General features: G+C 60.3%; 19 protein-coding genes. 13 read left to right on the plus strand and 6 right to left on the minus strand.

The genetic code is table 11. From position 1 onward, the window contains the following. Nucleotides 1–40: 40 nt before the first annotated feature. The 4 genes from metK to JQR87_RS02010 all read right to left on the minus strand — a co-directional run bounded on the left by metK (nucleotide 41) and on the right by JQR87_RS02010 (nucleotide 3824). A complete protein-coding gene (metK, locus tag JQR87_RS01995; protein ID WP_407293106.1) occupies nucleotides 41–1234 on the minus strand; it encodes a methionine adenosyltransferase in 1194 nt (397 codons plus the stop codon). Then, nucleotides 1234–2250, minus strand: a complete 1017-nt coding sequence (locus JQR87_RS02000) for an ArsR/SmtB family transcription factor (protein ID WP_407293104.1) — start codon at nucleotides 2248–2250, stop codon at nucleotides 1234–1236. The genes metK and JQR87_RS02000 overlap by 1 nt, the downstream gene beginning before the upstream one ends. A gap of 75 nt (nucleotides 2251–2325) precedes the next feature. Further along, nucleotides 2326–2931: a LysE family translocator gene (locus JQR87_RS02005; protein WP_407293103.1), complete on the minus strand. Its 606-nt coding sequence runs from the start codon at nucleotides 2929–2931 to the stop codon at nucleotides 2326–2328. After that, on the minus strand, nucleotides 2928–3824 hold the full coding sequence (locus JQR87_RS02010) for a TauD/TfdA family dioxygenase (protein ID WP_407293100.1): 897 nt from the start codon (nucleotides 3822–3824) through the stop codon (nucleotides 2928–2930). The genes JQR87_RS02005 and JQR87_RS02010 overlap by 4 nt, the downstream gene beginning before the upstream one ends. Nucleotides 3825–3989: 165 nt before the next feature. Here JQR87_RS02010 and JQR87_RS02015 point away from each other — a divergent pair, with 165 nt between their 5' ends. From JQR87_RS02015 to fba, 7 genes are all read left to right on the plus strand, one after another. Further along, entirely contained in the window at nucleotides 3990–4910 is a 921-nt protein-coding gene (locus JQR87_RS02015) for a LysR substrate-binding domain-containing protein (protein WP_407297851.1), read from the plus strand. A gap of 117 nt (nucleotides 4911–5027) precedes the next feature. Then, entirely contained in the window at nucleotides 5028–7025 is a 1998-nt protein-coding gene (gene tkt / locus JQR87_RS02020; protein ID WP_407293098.1) for a transketolase, read from the plus strand. A gap of 121 nt (nucleotides 7026–7146) precedes the next feature. Beyond that, a complete protein-coding gene (epd, locus tag JQR87_RS02025) occupies nucleotides 7147–8187 on the plus strand; it encodes an erythrose-4-phosphate dehydrogenase (RefSeq protein ID WP_407293097.1) in 1041 nt (346 codons plus the stop codon). 49 nt (nucleotides 8188–8236) lie between these two features. Continuing rightward, nucleotides 8237–9397 (plus strand): phosphoglycerate kinase, encoded by a 1161-nt coding sequence (locus JQR87_RS02030; RefSeq protein WP_407293094.1) that lies wholly within the window; start codon nucleotides 8237–8239, stop codon nucleotides 9395–9397. A 102-nt stretch (nucleotides 9398–9499) separates the two neighbouring features. Beyond that, the gene (locus JQR87_RS02035; protein ID WP_407293092.1) at nucleotides 9500–9694 is read left to right on the plus strand and encodes a hypothetical protein; all 195 of its coding nucleotides are present in this window, start codon (nucleotides 9500–9502) and stop codon (nucleotides 9692–9694) included. A gap of 27 nt (nucleotides 9695–9721) precedes the next feature. Further along, nucleotides 9722–10054, plus strand: a complete 333-nt coding sequence (locus JQR87_RS02040) for an MliC family protein (protein ID WP_407293090.1) — start codon at nucleotides 9722–9724, stop codon at nucleotides 10052–10054. A gap of 176 nt (nucleotides 10055–10230) precedes the next feature. Then, nucleotides 10231–11295, plus strand: a complete 1065-nt coding sequence (gene fba / locus JQR87_RS02045; protein ID WP_407293088.1) for a class II fructose-bisphosphate aldolase — start codon at nucleotides 10231–10233, stop codon at nucleotides 11293–11295. Nucleotides 11296–11483: 188 nt separating this feature from the next. Here fba and JQR87_RS02050 read toward each other — a convergent pair whose 3' ends face one another. Then, nucleotides 11484–11861, minus strand: a complete 378-nt coding sequence (locus JQR87_RS02050) for a response regulator (RefSeq protein ID WP_407293085.1) — start codon at nucleotides 11859–11861, stop codon at nucleotides 11484–11486. A 213-nt stretch (nucleotides 11862–12074) separates the two neighbouring features. Between JQR87_RS02050 and JQR87_RS02055 the strand changes: the two genes are divergently transcribed. The 6 genes from JQR87_RS02055 to JQR87_RS02080 all read left to right on the plus strand — a co-directional run bounded on the left by JQR87_RS02055 (nucleotide 12075) and on the right by JQR87_RS02080 (nucleotide 14980). Beyond that, nucleotides 12075–12695 (plus strand): class I SAM-dependent methyltransferase, encoded by a 621-nt coding sequence (locus JQR87_RS02055; protein ID WP_407293082.1) that lies wholly within the window; start codon nucleotides 12075–12077, stop codon nucleotides 12693–12695. A gap of 201 nt (nucleotides 12696–12896) precedes the next feature. Further along, entirely contained in the window at nucleotides 12897–13175 is a 279-nt protein-coding gene (locus JQR87_RS02060) for a DUF3509 domain-containing protein (protein ID WP_407293080.1), read from the plus strand. Nucleotides 13176–13291: 116 nt separating this feature from the next. Continuing rightward, nucleotides 13292–13765 (plus strand): hemerythrin domain-containing protein, encoded by a 474-nt coding sequence (locus tag JQR87_RS02065; protein ID WP_407293078.1) that lies wholly within the window; start codon nucleotides 13292–13294, stop codon nucleotides 13763–13765. 197 nt (nucleotides 13766–13962) lie between these two features. Then, nucleotides 13963–14151 (plus strand): hypothetical protein, encoded by a 189-nt coding sequence (locus tag JQR87_RS02070; protein ID WP_407293076.1) that lies wholly within the window; start codon nucleotides 13963–13965, stop codon nucleotides 14149–14151. Between the two features lie 261 nt (nucleotides 14152–14412). Beyond that, nucleotides 14413–14718, plus strand: a complete 306-nt coding sequence (locus JQR87_RS02075) for a hypothetical protein (protein WP_407293075.1) — start codon at nucleotides 14413–14415, stop codon at nucleotides 14716–14718. Nucleotides 14719–14791: 73 nt separating this feature from the next. Next, nucleotides 14792–14980, plus strand: coding sequence for a hypothetical protein (locus tag JQR87_RS02080; protein ID WP_407293073.1), 189 nt, complete (start codon nucleotides 14792–14794; stop codon nucleotides 14978–14980). On the opposite strand, the gene JQR87_RS02085 is transcribed toward JQR87_RS02080, so the two are convergent. Beyond that, nucleotides 14981–16165 carry an NAD(P)/FAD-dependent oxidoreductase gene (locus JQR87_RS02085; protein WP_407293071.1) on the minus strand — a complete coding sequence of 395 codons (1185 nt, stop codon included), beginning with the start codon at nucleotides 16163–16165 and terminating at the stop codon, nucleotides 14981–14983. It abuts the gene before it with no gap. Nucleotides 16166–16200 lie beyond the last annotated feature (35 nt).

Consider the following 16200-nt stretch of genomic DNA (forward strand, 5'->3'; position numbering starts at 1 on the left):
CAGCTCAGGCTGGCGGGGCTTATGCGGCTTGCGCCTGTATTTACGACAACCCGGCAGCGGCGCGCAAGGCGTCGGCTTTGTCGGTCTTCTCCCAGGTGAAGGCGGTGAAGGTGTCGTCACCGACCGTCATCTCATAGGGGTCGCGACCAAAGTGGCCATACGCCGCGGTGGCCTTGTACATCGGGTGCAGCAGGTCGAGCATGGTGGTGATCGCGTAAGGACGCAGATCGAAATGCTCGCGGACCAGCGCGACAATTTTGTCGTCGCTGAGCTTGCCGGTGCCAAAGGTGTTGATCGAGATCGAGGTCGGCTGTGCGACGCCGATGGCGTAGGAGACCTGGATTTCGCAACGCTCGGCCAGCCCGGCGGCCACGATGTTCTTCGCCACGTAGCGTCCGGCGTAGGCGGCCGAACGGTCGACCTTGGACGGGTCCTTGCCGGAGAAAGCGCCGCCGCCGTGACGGGCCATGCCGCCGTAGGTGTCGACGATGATCTTGCGCCCGGTCAGGCCGCAGTCGCCCACCGGGCCGCCAATGATGAACTGGCCGGTCGGGTTGATGTGGAACTGGGTGTCCTTGTGCAGCAGCTCGGCGGGGATCACGTGCTTGACGATTAGCTCCATCACCGCTTCCTTGAGATCAGAATGCTTGACCTCAGGGTTGTGCTGGGTGGAGAGCACGATGGCGTCGATGCCGACCACCTTGCCGCCTTCGTAACGGCAGGTGACCTGGCTCTTGGCGTCCGGGCGGAGCCATGGCAGCAGGCCGTTCTTGCGCGCTTCGGCCTGGCGTTCAACCAGTGCGTGGGAGAAGCGGATCGGGGCGGGCATCAGTACATCGGTTTCGTTGCTGGCGTAGCCGAACATCAGGCCCTGATCGCCCGCGCCCTGATCCTCCGGCTTGGAGCGATCGACGCCTTGAGCGATGTCCACAGACTGCTTGCCGATGATGTTGATGATACCGCAGGTCGCGCCATCGAAGCCGACGTCCGAACTGTTGTAGCCGATGTCGATGATGACGTCGCGTACCAGCTGCTCGAGGTCGACCCAGGCGCTGGTGGTCACTTCCCCGGCGACGATGGCGACCCCGGTTTTGACCAGCGTTTCACAGGCTACGCGAGCGTGCTTGTCCTCGGCGATGATGGCGTCCAGCACCGCATCGGAAATCTGGTCGGCAATCTTGTCCGGGTGCCCTTCGGACACGGACTCGGAGGTGAAAATCGAATATTCGCTCATCAATCGGTTCCTAAATACCGGTGGTTGCGTCGGCTGTCAGCGTCGAGACGGGAAAAATACCGGGTCTGGATCTGAAAACCGTTCTTCAAGCCAATGTAGAGGCTCTCGCCGGGCGTGAGCCCCGCAGCATCGGCCCAACGGGCCAGATCGTCCTGTTCGAAACCCAGCCAGAGGTCGCCACAGGCCTCCCTGGCCCAGCTCTGGTTGTGGCTGCACAGCTCAGTGACCAGCAGGCTGCCGCCCACGTTCACCAGCCGTGCCAGTTGCTTGAGGGCTTCACCTGGCGCCGCCAGATGATGCAAAACCATGTTCAGCACGACGCAGTCTGCTGTCGGGCAGTCATCCTGCAGCGCATCGGCTAGCCTGACTTCGACGTTATCCAGCGCGAGCTGTTCGCAACGAGCGCGCGTTAATTCGAGCATCGCCGGGCTATTGTCGACTGCCACGACACGCTCGAAGCGTTGCGCCAGTTCAGGCAGGAAGCTGCCATCACCCGGTCCAACCTCGAGCGCCGTCGCAGCGGCCGGGAAATTCTGCGCATCGAGCAGCGCGACGACGCTGTCGCGGTACTGTGGCAAGCTGGCAATCATGTCCTGCCGTGCCTGAAAGCTGCCGGCCATACGTGCGAAGAAATCCTCGCTGGCGGCGCTGCGCTGCCCATGCACGGCGGCGATTCGCGTTTGAACCTCATCCGGCAACGTCAACTGATCGACTTCGTCCAACAATGCGGCATGCAGCCTTCCTCCCAGACTCTCGCCCTGGGGCAGGGCGCGGCGGTAGAAGATTGCATTGCCTTCGCGGCGGGTTGCGAGCAGACCTGCCTGGGTCAGCACCTTGAGGTGGTGGCTGATGCCGGATTGTCCCGTGGCGAAGATCTGCGCCAGTTCGAGCACGCCAAAGGAGTCGCTGGCCAACGCCCGTACAATGTTGAGGCGCAACGCATCGCCACCGGCCTTACACAGGGCGGCGAGCTGGTCGCTGTGATTCAGCGCAATGGGGGCGATGCGAAGGCTCATAAGCCGAGCAGTCTAGTCGCAGGCTTTTCGTCCAGCAATGGCTATATCAAAAAGTTTTGATATTGGATGGGCGGTTCACTTCATCAGGTTGGTGATGCCCATCCCGCATGAGATCAGGCCCAGCGCGAGCAGGAAAAAGTTAGGAAGCAGATCGAGCACCCCTTGCAAGCGTCCCTGACTCGACAGTTGTCGGGATACCAAGCTGTAAATGATCAGGATCGAAACGTCGACAAGGGCCCAGATCAGGATCAATGCCAGTGCCTGAGGCGCGAAGGGCTGGGCCGGCAGGATGAAGCCCGGTAGAAAGGCGAGAAAGAACAGGATGTCCTTGGGATTGGAAAGCCCGACTGCCATGGCTCGCCAGAAATAATGTGATTGTGAGCGCGGCAGATCGGGCGTGCCGTCATTGCCGCCTCCACAGAGCCCATCAGCGCCGAGCCAGATGAGATAGAGCCCACCGATGACCTGTCCCCATTCCAGAATGACTGGTTTCAGATCGAAGGCGAGATAGATCAGCAGCAGCGCGGCGATCATCAGCAGTTGCGCAGACAACACACCGCCGAGGATGGTCCAGGCCGGCCAGCTGCGCCGGGCGTCGGCGATCACCAGAGCAACGACCGGTCCGGGAGACGCGATCAATAGCGCGACCGCCGCTGCGAATGCGAGGTAGGTGGCGTTCATAGCTCGGTGACCAGTTCGAATATGCGAGATTGCTTGCCCAGCTTTTCCGTGAAGAAACGCAGGTTGCAGCTGGCAAAGGTGCGCTGCATCCAGCGATCGCTGCCGTCGAAACGGGCGGTGAAAGGGCTGCGGGCATGGGCGGTGCGGCGGTTATCGATGATCAGCAGATCGCCGCGGGTCAGCCTTACTGGCTCGACCACTTCCCAGGCAATGGCGCGCAGCTTGTCCAGGGTGCGCTGCGCCCGGTCGCTATAGGCCACCATGAACTGCGGGTCAAAGCGCATGAAGGGAGCGTCTGGGTCGCCGTAGAACACGGTCTGGTGCTTGTTGATGTCGATGCGCTGGTTCTTCTCGATGTGGCCATAGTCCGAGAGGAAGTTGTACGGCTCGTTCAGCAAAAAACCCTGGTCTTCGTAGGGCAGCCGCTCGAGGATGCGCTCGGCTGAAGCGATGTAGGTAATGGCCTCGGCTGCAGGATCCTGGCGCAGGCAGAGCAGCAGCAGGTAATCGGGCTGGATCGCATGGAATGCGTTCTCGGTATGCAGGTCCAGTTCGGTGTCGAAGCTGTCCGAGGTGGCGGCACGCGATTGGGCCGGCTGTGGGAAAAAGTTGTTGACGATGCAGCCACCCGACTCCTGCACATAGCCAATCGGCTCGCCCAGTAGCGCCGTGGCCTGCAGAATCAGGCGCTCGCTGCTGTCGTCGGGTTTGTGCAGCTCCGCGCGGGACGAGGGCGTCGGTGGGATGTCTCCAATGCTTGTATCCTCCAGCAAGAGGAAGCCCTTGGAGTTGCCGAACAGCTTGAAGTCTAGAATTTGCGCAACCTGGGTTGCGCTGAGCCCACCATGGCGGATGCTGGCAGATAAAAGTTGGTCGAACTCGCGAGTGGGCATGTCATCCTTCCCTAGCGTCATACAAGGCAGATGCCTCTTGTCTTGAGTCGGTGCGTCGAAATGCTGGCAGCCGGCTGCGGCGAAGTATTGGTGGGGCTTAGAGGGTTGCAAAATGGAAAAAAAGACCGTCTCGAATGAGTTTTACTCATGCCGCGGGCTGCCGGCATGACGTTGCGCATGCCCCCGCTTTACGCGCTGCGTGCCTTTGAGGTAGCCGCACGCTTTGGCTCGTTCACCCAGGCGGCGGAGAGCCTGTGCATTACCCAGAGTGCCGTCAGCCGGCATGTGAAGACCCTTGAAGAAAACCTGGGCTGCCAGCTTTTCGAGCGGCGTGGTTCGCGACTGGCATTGACCGATACCGGGCGCCTGTTGGCCCAAGAACTGAAGGTGGGGTTTCGGACCATTGAGAACGCCTGTGTCGCCGTCAATCGCCAGCAGAACGCGCTCAGGCTGAAAGCGCCCTCGACCTTGACCATGCGCTGGTTGCTAGGCGCGCTGGAAAGCTTCCAGCTGGAAGACCCGCAAAATCGCGTGCAGTTGACCAGCGCCTGGATGGATCTGGATGTGGTGGACTTTCACAACGAGCCCTTCGACTGTGCAATTCTGCTCGGCCACGGTGGTTTTCCTGCGGACTGGAACCGGGTCAAGCTGTTCGACGAGTGGTTGGTGCCGGTTTGCGCGCCGGGTTTTCAGGGTGGTTCGCCATGGACGGCCGAGCGGCTCGCCAGCGTCGAATTGATCCACCCGTCTCGTGACTGCCGGGACTGGCGTCGCTGGTTGCAGCGGGTCGGTCTGGTTGACGACGTTGCCTGGCAGCAGGGCAAGCTGTTCGACACCCTTGAACTTGGTATTTCAGCGGCAGCGCAGGGGCACGGCATCTCGATCGGTGACCTGGCATTGGTCGGTTCGGAGTTGCAGAAAGGGTCATTGATCCTGCCGTTCGACCAGGCGGTGCGCTCCGGTGACAGCTATTATCTGGTCTGGCCAAACACCGGTGAAACACCAGGTACGCTGACGCGAATGAAGGACTATCTCCTGCAGCATTTGCCAGATATCGGCAGCCCAGACGTCACGCTGCTCGACTGAGTTCCCGCAACGCGCCGAATTGACAGTGATGACACCCTATTCAGTCATTGCCCCGCCACCCATGGTAGGGGAAAATGTCGGCCTTTTTCTCAGTACACCCCCGCAGGAGATTCAGCGATGCCCAGCCGTCGTGAGCGAGCCAATGCCATCCGCGCCCTCAGCATGGATGCTGTGCAGAAAGCCAACAGCGGCCACCCGGGTGCCCCAATGGGCATGGCGGACATCGCTGAGGTGCTCTGGCGTGACCACCTGAAGCACAGCCCAACCAACCCGCTATGGGCCGACCGCGACCGTTTCGTGCTGTCTAACGGTCACGGCTCGATGCTGATCTATTCACTGCTGCACCTGACCGGCTACGACCTGTCCATCGACGACCTGAAAAACTTCCGCCAGCTGCACAGCAAAACCCCGGGGCATCCGGAGTTCGGCTACACCGCAGGCGTCGAAACCACCACGGGTCCGCTGGGCCAGGGGCTGGCCAACGCTGTGGGCTTTGCCATCGCGGAAAAGGTCATGGCTGCGCAGTTCAACCGCCCTGGTCATGAAATCGTCGATCACAACACCTATGTGTTCATGGGTGACGGCTGCCTGATGGAAGGCATCTCCCATGAAGTCTGCTCGCTGGCCGGCACGCTTGGGCTCAACAAGCTGATCGGTTTCTACGACGACAACGGCATTTCCATCGATGGCGAGGTACACGGCTGGTTTACCGATGACACGCCGCGTCGATTCGAGTCCTATGGCTGGCAGGTGATTCGCAACGTCAACGGTCACGACGCTGACGAGATCCAGATCGCCCTTGAAACTGCTCGTAAAAGTGACCGCCCGACCCTGATCTGCTGCAAGACCGTCATCGGCTTCGGTTCGCCGAACAAGCAGGGCAAGGAAGAGTCGCACGGTGCTGCGCTGGGCGACGCCGAAATCGCCCTGACCCGCGAAGCGCTGGGCTGGAAGCACGGCCCGTTCGAGATTCCAGCCGAGATCTATGCCGAGTGGGATGCCAAGCAGAAGGGCGCCGACGCGGAAAACGAGTGGAACAAGCGTTTCGCTGCGTATGAAGCCGAGTTCCCGGCACTGGCCTCCGAGTTCAAGCGGCGTATGGCGGGCGAGCTGCCGGCCGACTTTGCCGAGAAGGCCAGCGAGTTCATCCGCGAAGTCGCCACCAAGGGCGAAACCATCGCCAGCCGCAAGGCCAGCCAGAACTGCCTGAACGCCTTCGGCCCGCTGCTGCCTGAGCTGCTAGGTGGCTCGGCGGACCTGGCCGGCTCCAACCTGACCCTGTGGAAGGGTTGCAAGCCGGTGGTAGCCGAAGATGCCTCAGGCAACTACATGTACTACGGCGTGCGCGAGTTCGGCATGAGTGCAATCATGAACGGTGTTGCACTGCACGGCGGCTTGATTCCTTACGGCGCAACCTTCCTGATGTTCATGGAATACGCCCGTAACGCGGTACGCATGTCGGCGCTTATGAAGCAGCGCGTACTCTACGTGTTCACGCACGACTCCATTGGTCTTGGCGAAGACGGCCCGACCCACCAGCCGATCGAACAGCTGACCAGCCTGCGCACCACACCGAATCTGGACACCTGGCGTCCTGCCGACACGGTTGAATCCGCCGTGGCCTGGAAGCACGCCGTCGAGCGCAAGGATGGTCCGAGCGCGCTGATTTTCTCGCGCCAGAACCTGCCGTATCACATCCGTGACAATGAAACCGAGGCTGCCATTTCCAAAGGTGGTTATATCCTCAAGAGTTGCGCGGGTGAGCCGGAGCTGATCCTGATCGCCACCGGTTCTGAAGTCGGCCTGGCCGTTCAGGCCTACGACAAGCTGACCGAGCAGGGCCGCAAGGTGCGCGTCGTGTCGATGCCCTGCACCAGCGTCTTTGACGCTCAGGACGCAGCCTGGAAGCAACACGTGTTGCCGGTCGAGGTCGGCGCGCGCATCGCCATCGAGGCGGCACATGCGGACTACTGGTACAAGTACGTCGGGCTCGACGGCCGCATCATCGGCATGACCACCTACGGCGAATCGGCTCCGGCTGCTCAGCTGTTCGAGGCGTTCGGCTTTACCGTCGACAACGTGCTTGCGGTCGCCGAAGAGCTGCTGGAAGACTGACTCCAGCTGCTGCGGTTGGTCCTCCATTAGTAGCAGCGAGCTTGCTCGCGAATGCGCCTTAAGCGCTTCGCGAGCGGGGACGAAGCGTCCCTCCTCGCTATTACGAAACAGCGGAAGCTCTATGTCCAATCGACCCTATCGCGTCGTTCTAAACGGCTATGGCCGTATCGGTCGTTGCGTGTTGCGTGCGTTCTACGAGCGCAACGCAGCGTTCGATTTCCAGATCGTTGCCCTCAATGACCTCGCCGATATGGCGAGTCTCGAATACCTCACTCGCTTCGATTCTACCCACGGCCGTTTCCCCGGTGAGGTGGCGGTTGATGGCGACTGCCTGCATCTGAATGGTGATTGCGTGAAGGTGTTGCGTGAGTCGACGCCGGAAGCGGTGGACTGGCGCGGGTTGGGCGTGGATCTCGTGCTGGAGTGTTCCGGTGCCTACAACACGCGTACCGGTGGGCAGCGCTTTCTGGACGCCGGTGTGCCGCGGGTGCTGTTTTCCCAGCCCATGAGTGGTGCTGCGGATGTCGATGCGACCGTGGTGATGGGCATCAACCATGAGCAGCTGACCGGCACTGAACAGCTGGTTTCCAACGCCTCCTGCACAACCAATTGCGGCGTGCCGCTACTCAAGTTGCTCAACGACTCCATCGGCCTGGACTACGTCTCGATCACCACGATTCACTCGGCGATGAATGATCAGCCGGTCATCGATGCTTATCACCACGATGATCTGCGCCGCACTCGCTCGGCTTTCCAGTCAGTGATTCCGGTATCCACTGGCCTGGCGCGCGGCATCGAACGCCTGTTGCCGGAACTCTCGGGTCGGATTCAGGCCAAAGCCGTGCGAGTACCGACGGTGAACGTTTCATGCCTGGACATAACCTTGCAGACGTCCCGCGATACCGATGCGTCGACGATCAACCGGATCTTGCGGGAAGCCGCGCAATCCGGACCGTTGAAAGGCCTGCTCGCATACACCGAGCTGCCCCACGCCAGCTGTGATTTCAACCACGACCCGCATTCCGCGATCGTCGATGGCAGCCTGACGCGTGTCTCCGGGCCGCGCTTGGTGAATCTGCTGGCGTGGTTCGACAACGAATGGGGGTTCGCCAACCGCATGCTCGACGTGGCTGATCACTACCTGCAGGTCGCTCACCGCTGATCCTGCACCGCTTGAACACATCGCCGTTCTTGAACTTAAGGAAGATCACATGACCGTTATGAAGATGACCGACCTCGACCTCCAGGGTAAGCGTGTGCTGATCCGTGAGGACCTCAACGTGCCGGTCAAGGATGGCGCAGTGAAAAGCGACGCTCGCATCCTGGCCTCGCTGCCAACCATCAAGCTGGCGCTGGAGAAGGGCGCTGCGGTGCTGGTCTGCTCTCACCTGGGTCGCCCGGAAGAAGGCGTATACAGCGAAGAAGACAGCCTCAAGCCGGTTGCCGACTACCTGAGCAAGGCGCTCGGTCGCGATGTGCCGCTGGTCAACGATTACCTTGACGGCGTCGAGGTGAAGCCCGGCGAGCTGGTGCTGCTGGAGAATGTGCGCTTCAACAAGGGCGAAAAGAAGAACACCGATGAGCTGGCGCAAAAATACGCGGCGTTGTGCGACGTGTTCGTCATGGACGCCTTCGGCACCGCGCACCGCGCCCAGGGCTCCACCCACGGAGCTGCCAAGTTTGCCAAGGTCGCCTGTGCCGGTCCGCTACTCGCGGCCGAGCTGGATGCGCTGGGCAAGGCACTGAAGCGTCCGGCTCAGCCAATGGCGGCCATCGTCGCCGGTTCAAAGGTCTCGACCAAGCTGGACGTGCTGAACAGCCTGAGCCAGGTCTGCGACCAGCTGATCGTCGGCGGCGGCATCGCCAATACCTTCCTGGCTGCGGCCGGGTATCCGGTGGGCAAGTCGCTGTATGAAGCGGATCTGGTCGACACCGCGAAAGCCATCGCCGCCAAGGTCAACGTGCCGCTGCCAGTTGATGTGGTGGTCGCCAAGGCATTCGCCGAAGACGCCGAAGCGACGGTCAAGGCGGTTACTGAGGTTGCCGAAGACGACATGATTCTGGATATCGGCCCGCAGACGGCGGCCCAGTTTGCCGAGCTGCTGAAATCGTCCAAAACCATCCTCTGGAACGGCCCGGTTGGCGTGTTCGAATTCGATCAATTCGGTAACGGCACCAAGGTGCTGGCCCAGGCCATCGCTGAAAGCCCGGCTTTCTCCATCGCCGGCGGTGGTGACACGCTGGCAGCGATCGACAAGTACGGCGTCAGCGAGCAGATCTCCTACATCTCCACCGGTGGCGGTGCCTTCCTTGAATTTGTTGAAGGCAAGGTTCTGCCTGCCGTAGAAGTGCTGGAGCAGCGCGCGAACTAAGGCGGTTGATGGCGTTTTGTCGTTACAGGCGTAACGGCGCAAGGCAACCCCTGCGACCGGTTGCTGTCTCTGTTCTGTCCAGACGAGGAATGGAGACACACCATGCGTTACGCCGCAATAGCTGTTTGCTGTCTTGGCCTGGCCGGTTGTGCAGGTGGCGCGCCGGATTCGGTCTGCGAAGTGTTCGATCCGCCGCCTGTACAAAGCCCGACCGCTCAGAACGATCAACGCATCGAGATGCAGAGCACTGGTGACCCGACTGCAGGCACGGCGGCTGACGTTCGGGACTGTCCCTGAGCCCATCAAGCCAAGCTAGGAGTCGCAATGAAAGGTCTGTTCATCCCGATTGCCGCGATACTGCTGAGCGGTTGCGGTCACTGGCAATCTGGCCCGGACGCACCCTTTGTGCGTTGGAAATGCCAGAGTGCGCAGAACATCGCTTGGCGCTATGCCGATGAGAGCCATCAAGCGGTCGATTTGAAAGTGGGCAACAGCGAGCAGGTACATACCCTGCGCAAGGAACCCGCCACCCGTGGAGCTTTCTATAGCGATGGCGTTTTGGCCTTCCATGACAAGGGAACCGGTGCGCTGGTTTATCGTCTAGCCGATGACCAGGTACTGGCACATGGATGCAGCGCGTCATTGATTTCGATTTGAGGTGTGGCGGCTGCCTGGCTTGTAGATCGCAAAAAGGCAGCCATTTCACCTGGTCGGGTGGCTTTTACCCCGACCGACACTACAATGCCGCGCCATACCGCGCGGTGCTTGAACACCGTCAGCCCTTGCGGCAGGCTTTACACGATTAATCGACCCTAACCGGGAGAAAGGAAAACATGGCACTCATCAGCATGCGCCAGATGCTCGACCACGCTGCCGAATTCGGCTACGGCGTGCCGGCTTTCAACGTAAACAACCTTGAGCAGATGCGAGCCATCATGGAAGCGGCCGACAAGACCGACTCCCCGGTGATTGTCCAGGCTTCGGCCGGTGCTCGCAAATACGCTGGCGCGCCGTTTCTGCGCCACCTGATTCTCGCCGCGGTGGAAGAGTTTCCGCACATCCCGGTGGTGATGCACCAGGACCACGGCACCAGCCCTGACATCTGCCAGCGCTCGATCCAGCTGGGCTTCAGCTCGGTCATGATGGATGGCTCGCTGCGTGAAGACGGCAAGACGCCCTCCGATTACGAGTACAACGTCCGCGTCACCCAGCAGACGGTCGCGTTCGCCCACGCCTGTGGCGTGTCGGTGGAAGGCGAGCTGGGTTGCCTGGGTTCGCTGGAAACCGGCATGGCCGGAGAAGAAGATGGCGTCGGCGCCGAAGGGACCCTGGATCACAGTCAGCTGCTGACCGATCCGGAAGAAGCCGCCGACTTCGTCGCCAAGACCAAGGTCGACGCCCTGGCCATTGCCATCGGCACCAGCCACGGTGCCTATAAGTTCACCAAGCCGCCAACCGGCGACACCTTGTCAATTCAGCGCATCAAGGAAATCCACCAGCGCATTCCGGATACTCATCTGGTGATGCACGGTTCCTCCTCGGTTCCGCAAGAATGGCTCAAAATCATCAACGAGTACGGTGGTGACATCAAGGAAACCTACGGCGTGCCGGTCGAGGAAATCGTTGAGGGCATCAAGTACGGTGTACGTAAGGTCAACATTGACACCGATTTGCGTCTGGCATCCACTGGTGCAATTCGCGAATTCATGGCGAAAAACCCAGCAGAGTTCGACCCGCGCAAGTATCTGGCGAAGACCGTGACTGCGATGCGTGACATCTGCATCGCACGCTATGAAGCCTTTGGTACCGCGGGCAACGCATCCAAGATCAAGCCGATCTCCCTGGAAGCGATGTTCGAGCGTTATGCCCGTGGCGAGCTCGACCCAAAGGTCAACTGACACGCCCGCTACTGGAAAAGCCCGCTTCTGCGGGCTTTTTTATTCGTGCTGAGCCGGCGTGAGCGGTGGTGCAGGCGACTACCGAAACAAACGGGATCGCACCGGCCGGCGGATACGAAGCCGACTCCGTTGCGAGTACCTTGCGGTAGGAGATGCTACGGCAGTGGTGGGCACCAGCAAGTCGATGCTCAGGTCAATAGCTGCTGAATTTGACTGCGCAAGGTGTCGAGCGAGAAGGGTTTGGCGATGATGGGCGCTGAGCGGGCGATTTCGCTGCCGGATTCGTAAATCTCGATCGGGTAACCGCTGATGAAGATGATTTTCAGGTCTGGCCGCAGTTTCAGCGCTGGCTCGGCGATCATTACGCCCGACACCCCGCCCGGTAGGCGAAAGTCTGTTACCAGCAGATCGAGCTGCGGCTTGGTTGCCAGGATCTCAAATGCCCGTGCAGCATCCGCTGCCTCTAGCACCTTATAGCCTTCGCCTGCGAGGTAGTCGGACAGCAGTGTCAGAATGTGCGGCTCGTCCTCAACGAGTAGAACGATTTTAAGAGGTGCTTGGCTCATCTGAGCGATTCTCGATGTGTTTCATGAAAATAGTGCGACGCAGCGGCAGGTATCACGTGAGCGAGCATTGGAGCATGGGACCGTTCTGCAAGTTCGACGATGTCTGGGTGCCCGTCAACTGGTTGTTGAGCTTTCGTACGCTTTTGTACCGTACGCTGTTCATTAGCAACCGCTATTCGGGCCGCCAGGCTCACTTGATTATTGGAGCCCGTCATGCCGGACGAAAGCCAACGTGCCATTACTGAACTGACCCTGGATGACTACCGGAGCAACGCCGAAGCATTTCGCGAAGGCACTCGTGACCACGACGTCAGCCAGAACATTGATGCGCTGCTGAGGCACATCCGGGGCGACGCGCCGTTGCGTATTCTCGATGTCGGCTGTGGCCCTGGCAGGGATCTGAAGGCTTTCACCGCACGCGGGCACATTGCCGTTGGCCTCGACGGCGCAGAGCCGTTCGTGGAAATGGCACGTGCCGAAACGGGCTGTGAAGTGCTGCACCAGAACTTTCTTGAGTTGAATCTACCGAGCGAGTCGTTCGACGGCATCTTTGCCAATGCCGTGTTGTTTCATCTGCCCAGCCGTGAAATTGCAGAAGTGCTGTCCCGGTTGCATGCTGCGCTCCGACCGGGTGGCGTGCTGTTTTGTTCGAATCCGCGCGGGGACAACCAAGAGGGCTGGAGCGGAGCACGCTACGGTACCTGGTACGACTGGCCGACCTGGCGGCAGGTGATGCAATCGGTCGGTTTTGTCGAACTGGAGCATTATTACCGTCCAGCCGGGTTGCCTCGGGAGCAGCAGCCCTGGCTTGCAAGCGTCTGGCGCAAGGCTTGAATCGGCCACATCTGCAGGAAATCAGCAGCTTAATCACAGCAGAATGCATGCCGCAGTCGGCTCCGTCATGCGTTTTGCACGCGGTCAAAACGCTATTATGTGACGCAAGTCTCTGTTTTTAGCGGCTTTTGTCTGTTCTCCCGGTTGGCATGAACGCTGCTCTAGCTATGCGTGCTGGAAACATAACTGGAGTACACAATAATGATCGCCGCTGAAAAAGTTCTCACTGCCGCGTTTCCCGAGTTTGAAGTCATCACTGCACCCCGTCCGGATGGCGGATTGCTGCTAACGCTACGTAACGATGATCGGGACATCATCAAGCGGGCCCTGTCGAAAGGGCAGACCCAGACGAACATTCAGTTGGAATGGGTCATCAGCTCGATCCGTCGCGACCTGGCCCTGGAAGCAGGCATGTCGCCCGCCATCGCGCGGCTGCAAAGCCAGAGCCGCACCGGGCTGCCCACCTACGAGTACGCCTGAGTCGTACGGCAGGTCTGCACTGCCCGCAGACCTGCCGCTCCCAGACGTATCTCTTTCGTGCTGACGATCAGGCCGAAGAGCCCGAATGCAGCACAAACCTGATAGAGGAATCATTCATGAACGCCATCGACCTTTTGATCGACGATCACGAGAAAGTCAAAGACATCCTGACGCGCCTCACCGATACCACCGAGCGTGCTGTCAAGACGCGTACTGAATTGCTGCAGAAGCTGGAAATGGAAGTGTCGATCCATACCCAGCTGGAAGAACAGATTCTCTATCCGGCTTTCAAGCAAGCCGGCGGTAAAGAAGAAAAGACCATGTACCACGAGGCCAAGGAAGAGCATCGCGCGGTCGATTCGCTGGTCCTGCCCGACCTCAAGGCGACCGATCCATCGACGCTCGAATTCTCCGGGCGCGTGAAGGTCTGCAAGGAACTGCTTGAGCACCACATCGAGGAAGAAGAGTCCGACATGTTCCCAGCTGCGCGCGAGCTGTTTAGCGACGATCAGCTGAACGAGATGGGACAGCAGATGGAAGAGCTCAAGAGCCGTCTGAAAAAGGAATTCACTGCCAAGCAGGCAGCCTGATCGAAAAACGCCGGGGCGCAATGCCCCGGTTTGTCCGGGTCGACCAAAGCATTAGATACCGCCCGGTGCGCCGCTGATCTGCATCAACATTCCCTCACCACGCTACTGTCAGGCTTGATGGCTTAGTGCTACTGCGCGCCCGATGCACAGGCCGTAAGTGAAAGAAGCCACGCTTCGTGGCTCCAGATAGGTGGCGGATGGAAGACGAGCTCAACGAATTGCTGAAGCGGATCGGTCTTGGACCTGAGGCTATCCGTACGCGTATGCGGTTTCTGCAATGGCACTCCAGCGATGGCGCAAGGCTGAACAGTGCCGCAGCCGATCTGGACGACGCTCACGCCAGGTTTATCGAGCGGCATCTGGCCTTTCTCGAGGCCGAGTGCTGATAGTACGCCCAGGGTTATCTGTTCAGTCGCCCCCTGCCGGGCTTCGCGCTGCAACAGCGCTTCCGTCATGACCATATTGTCGACGGCCTCTGGCAGTTGGCCGTTCCGGGCTAGCCCACAAACGAATCCGCACGCAACCACTCGGAACCGTCGGGCAGCCGCGGCAATGGGTGGGGCACTCCACGCTGTCTGCAGGGTCAACTTCATAAGGATTGACTCATTCCCGCAGGCTGCTCGCGGGATAGACGCTTGGAGGTATTGATGCGATTGGCCTATCTGTGTGCCCCTGTCCTTGGCCTGCTCCTGGTGGGTTGCGGCCAGGATGATGTGGATCGGGAAGTGGCGACGCCTGAACCCGCAATCGAAAAGCCTGAACCGCCCTTCACGGGAGCGCCACCTTCCAACGATGGAGAGGGTGCGGGACCCGAAGCCGGTGCACCCCTGGCAACCGGTGCGGAAGGCAACATGGACACAGCGCCAGCGGACAACGGCAGCGGCCTGGGAACTGCGTCTGGCGCGGGTACAGCACCCAACACCACACGTGGCGCGTCAGGTGCCGCTCAGTAAACTCAATGAATCAGCTGAAGCGCGTGCAGGCGTCCGCCACTTGGCGCAGTAACCTGCACGCAGGAGAATCGATATGACATCCAGATTGATTGTCATGACTGCTGCACTTCCACTCGCACTGACCCTGATCGGTTGTTCGCCGGACGAAGAGCCCTCTGCGCTGCGCAACAACGAGCGGAATCAGCAGGAGTTTCAGAACACGGCAACCGACCCGGCCGGCCCTAGGGAGCTCTCGCCGCCATCCAACCTGGCCAACGAATAGCTAGACGTACTGGGCAGCTGCATATCCCGAAGCCCAGGCCCATTGGAAATTGAAGCCGCCGAGGTGGCCGGTGACATCCAGCACTTCACCGACGAAATACAGGCCCGGCGACTTCTGCGACTCCATTGTTTTGGATGAGACTTCGTTGGTATCCACGCCGCCGAGGGTGACCTCGGCAGTGCGATAGCCCTCGGTGCCCGCCGGCACCAGTCGCCAACAGGCCAGTCGCTCGGCGATCTCGACCAGCTCGTTGGCCGAATACTGCTTCAACGGTTTAGAGGCAAACCAGTGTTCTGCCAGGAGCCCCGCCATCTTGCGTGTGAAGAGCTCGCCGAGGAGCGTTTTCAGTTCGGTGTTGGGGCGCTCGCGGCGCTGATCGTCCAGCCACTCGCTCAGCTCTAGATGTGGTAACAGATTGATCTCGATCGCGTCGCCCGGCTCCCAGTAGGAGGAGACCTGCAGGATCGCCGGGCCAGACAGGCCACGGTGAGTGAACAGGATGTTTTCACGAAAGCTCTGACCGTTGCAGCTGACCAGGCAATCCTCGACTGAGGTCCCCGACAAGGCCTCACACATCGATTTCAGTTGCGGCTCTGTGATGGTGAAGGGCACCAGGCCTGCACGGGTTGGCAGCACGGTGTGCCCGAATTGCCGCGCCACCTGATACCCGAACCCGCTCGCCCCAAGTGTTGGAATCGACAAGCCGCCCGTTGCGATGACCAGCGAGTGGCAGGTCACCGGTCCGGCATTGGTCTGCAACTGGTAGCCGTCCGCCGCTTTATCAATGCTCTGGACGGCCGTTTCGAGCCGCAGCTCCACGCCGGCCTGCTCGCACTCGTCCAGCAACATGCTCAGGATGTCGCTCGCCTTGTTATCGCAAAACAACTGGCCCAGCTTTTTTTCGTGGTAGGGCACGCCGTGCCGGCTGACCATTTCAATGAAGTCCCACTGGGTGTAGCGGGCAAGCGCAGATTTGCAGAAATGTGCGTTGCCAGATAAGAAGTTGGCCGGCTCTGTGTAGAGGTTGGTGAAGTTACAGCGGCCACCGCCTGACATGAGGATTTTCTTGCCGGCCTTGTTGGCATGGTCCAGTAGAAGCACTCGACGGCCCCTCGCTGCGGCCGAGAAAGCGCACATCAGCCCGGCGGCACCTGCGCCAATCACCACAACGTCCGTCTGCACCACCGCTCACCTCAGGCCAAAACGCGGGATGGTACTCC

Source organism: Stutzerimonas stutzeri (genome assembly GCF_051028275.1).
Lineage (GTDB): Bacteria > Pseudomonadota > Gammaproteobacteria > Pseudomonadales > Pseudomonadaceae > Stutzerimonas > Stutzerimonas stutzeri_AS.

What these genes read in the sequence shown, in the direction of transcription:
- metK (WP_407293106.1), bottom strand. Translation starts at nt 1,234, where the DNA reads ATGAGCGAATATTCGATTTTCACCTCCGAGTCCGTGTCCGAAGGGCAC.
- JQR87_RS02000 (WP_407293104.1), bottom strand. Translation starts at nt 2,250, where the DNA reads ATGAGCCTTCGCATCGCCCCCATTGCGCTGAATCACAGCGACCAGCTC.
- JQR87_RS02005 (WP_407293103.1), bottom strand. Translation starts at nt 2,931, where the DNA reads ATGAACGCCACCTACCTCGCATTCGCAGCGGCGGTCGCGCTATTGATC.
- JQR87_RS02010 (WP_407293100.1), bottom strand. Translation starts at nt 3,824, where the DNA reads ATGCCCACTCGCGAGTTCGACCAACTTTTATCTGCCAGCATCCGCCAT.
- JQR87_RS02015 (WP_407297851.1), top strand. Translation starts at nt 3,990, where the DNA reads ATGACGTTGCGCATGCCCCCGCTTTACGCGCTGCGTGCCTTTGAGGTA.
- tkt (WP_407293098.1), top strand. Translation starts at nt 5,028, where the DNA reads ATGCCCAGCCGTCGTGAGCGAGCCAATGCCATCCGCGCCCTCAGCATG.
- epd (WP_407293097.1), top strand. Translation starts at nt 7,147, where the DNA reads ATGTCCAATCGACCCTATCGCGTCGTTCTAAACGGCTATGGCCGTATC.
- JQR87_RS02030 (WP_407293094.1), top strand. Translation starts at nt 8,237, where the DNA reads ATGACCGTTATGAAGATGACCGACCTCGACCTCCAGGGTAAGCGTGTG.
- JQR87_RS02035 (WP_407293092.1), top strand. Translation starts at nt 9,500, where the DNA reads ATGCGTTACGCCGCAATAGCTGTTTGCTGTCTTGGCCTGGCCGGTTGT.
- JQR87_RS02040 (WP_407293090.1), top strand. Translation starts at nt 9,722, where the DNA reads ATGAAAGGTCTGTTCATCCCGATTGCCGCGATACTGCTGAGCGGTTGC.
- fba (WP_407293088.1), top strand. Translation starts at nt 10,231, where the DNA reads ATGGCACTCATCAGCATGCGCCAGATGCTCGACCACGCTGCCGAATTC.
- JQR87_RS02050 (WP_407293085.1), bottom strand. Translation starts at nt 11,861, where the DNA reads ATGAGCCAAGCACCTCTTAAAATCGTTCTACTCGTTGAGGACGAGCCG.
- JQR87_RS02055 (WP_407293082.1), top strand. Translation starts at nt 12,075, where the DNA reads ATGCCGGACGAAAGCCAACGTGCCATTACTGAACTGACCCTGGATGAC.
- JQR87_RS02060 (WP_407293080.1), top strand. Translation starts at nt 12,897, where the DNA reads ATGATCGCCGCTGAAAAAGTTCTCACTGCCGCGTTTCCCGAGTTTGAA.
- JQR87_RS02065 (WP_407293078.1), top strand. Translation starts at nt 13,292, where the DNA reads ATGAACGCCATCGACCTTTTGATCGACGATCACGAGAAAGTCAAAGAC.
- JQR87_RS02070 (WP_407293076.1), top strand. Translation starts at nt 13,963, where the DNA reads ATGGAAGACGAGCTCAACGAATTGCTGAAGCGGATCGGTCTTGGACCT.
- JQR87_RS02075 (WP_407293075.1), top strand. Translation starts at nt 14,413, where the DNA reads ATGCGATTGGCCTATCTGTGTGCCCCTGTCCTTGGCCTGCTCCTGGTG.
- JQR87_RS02080 (WP_407293073.1), top strand. Translation starts at nt 14,792, where the DNA reads ATGACATCCAGATTGATTGTCATGACTGCTGCACTTCCACTCGCACTG.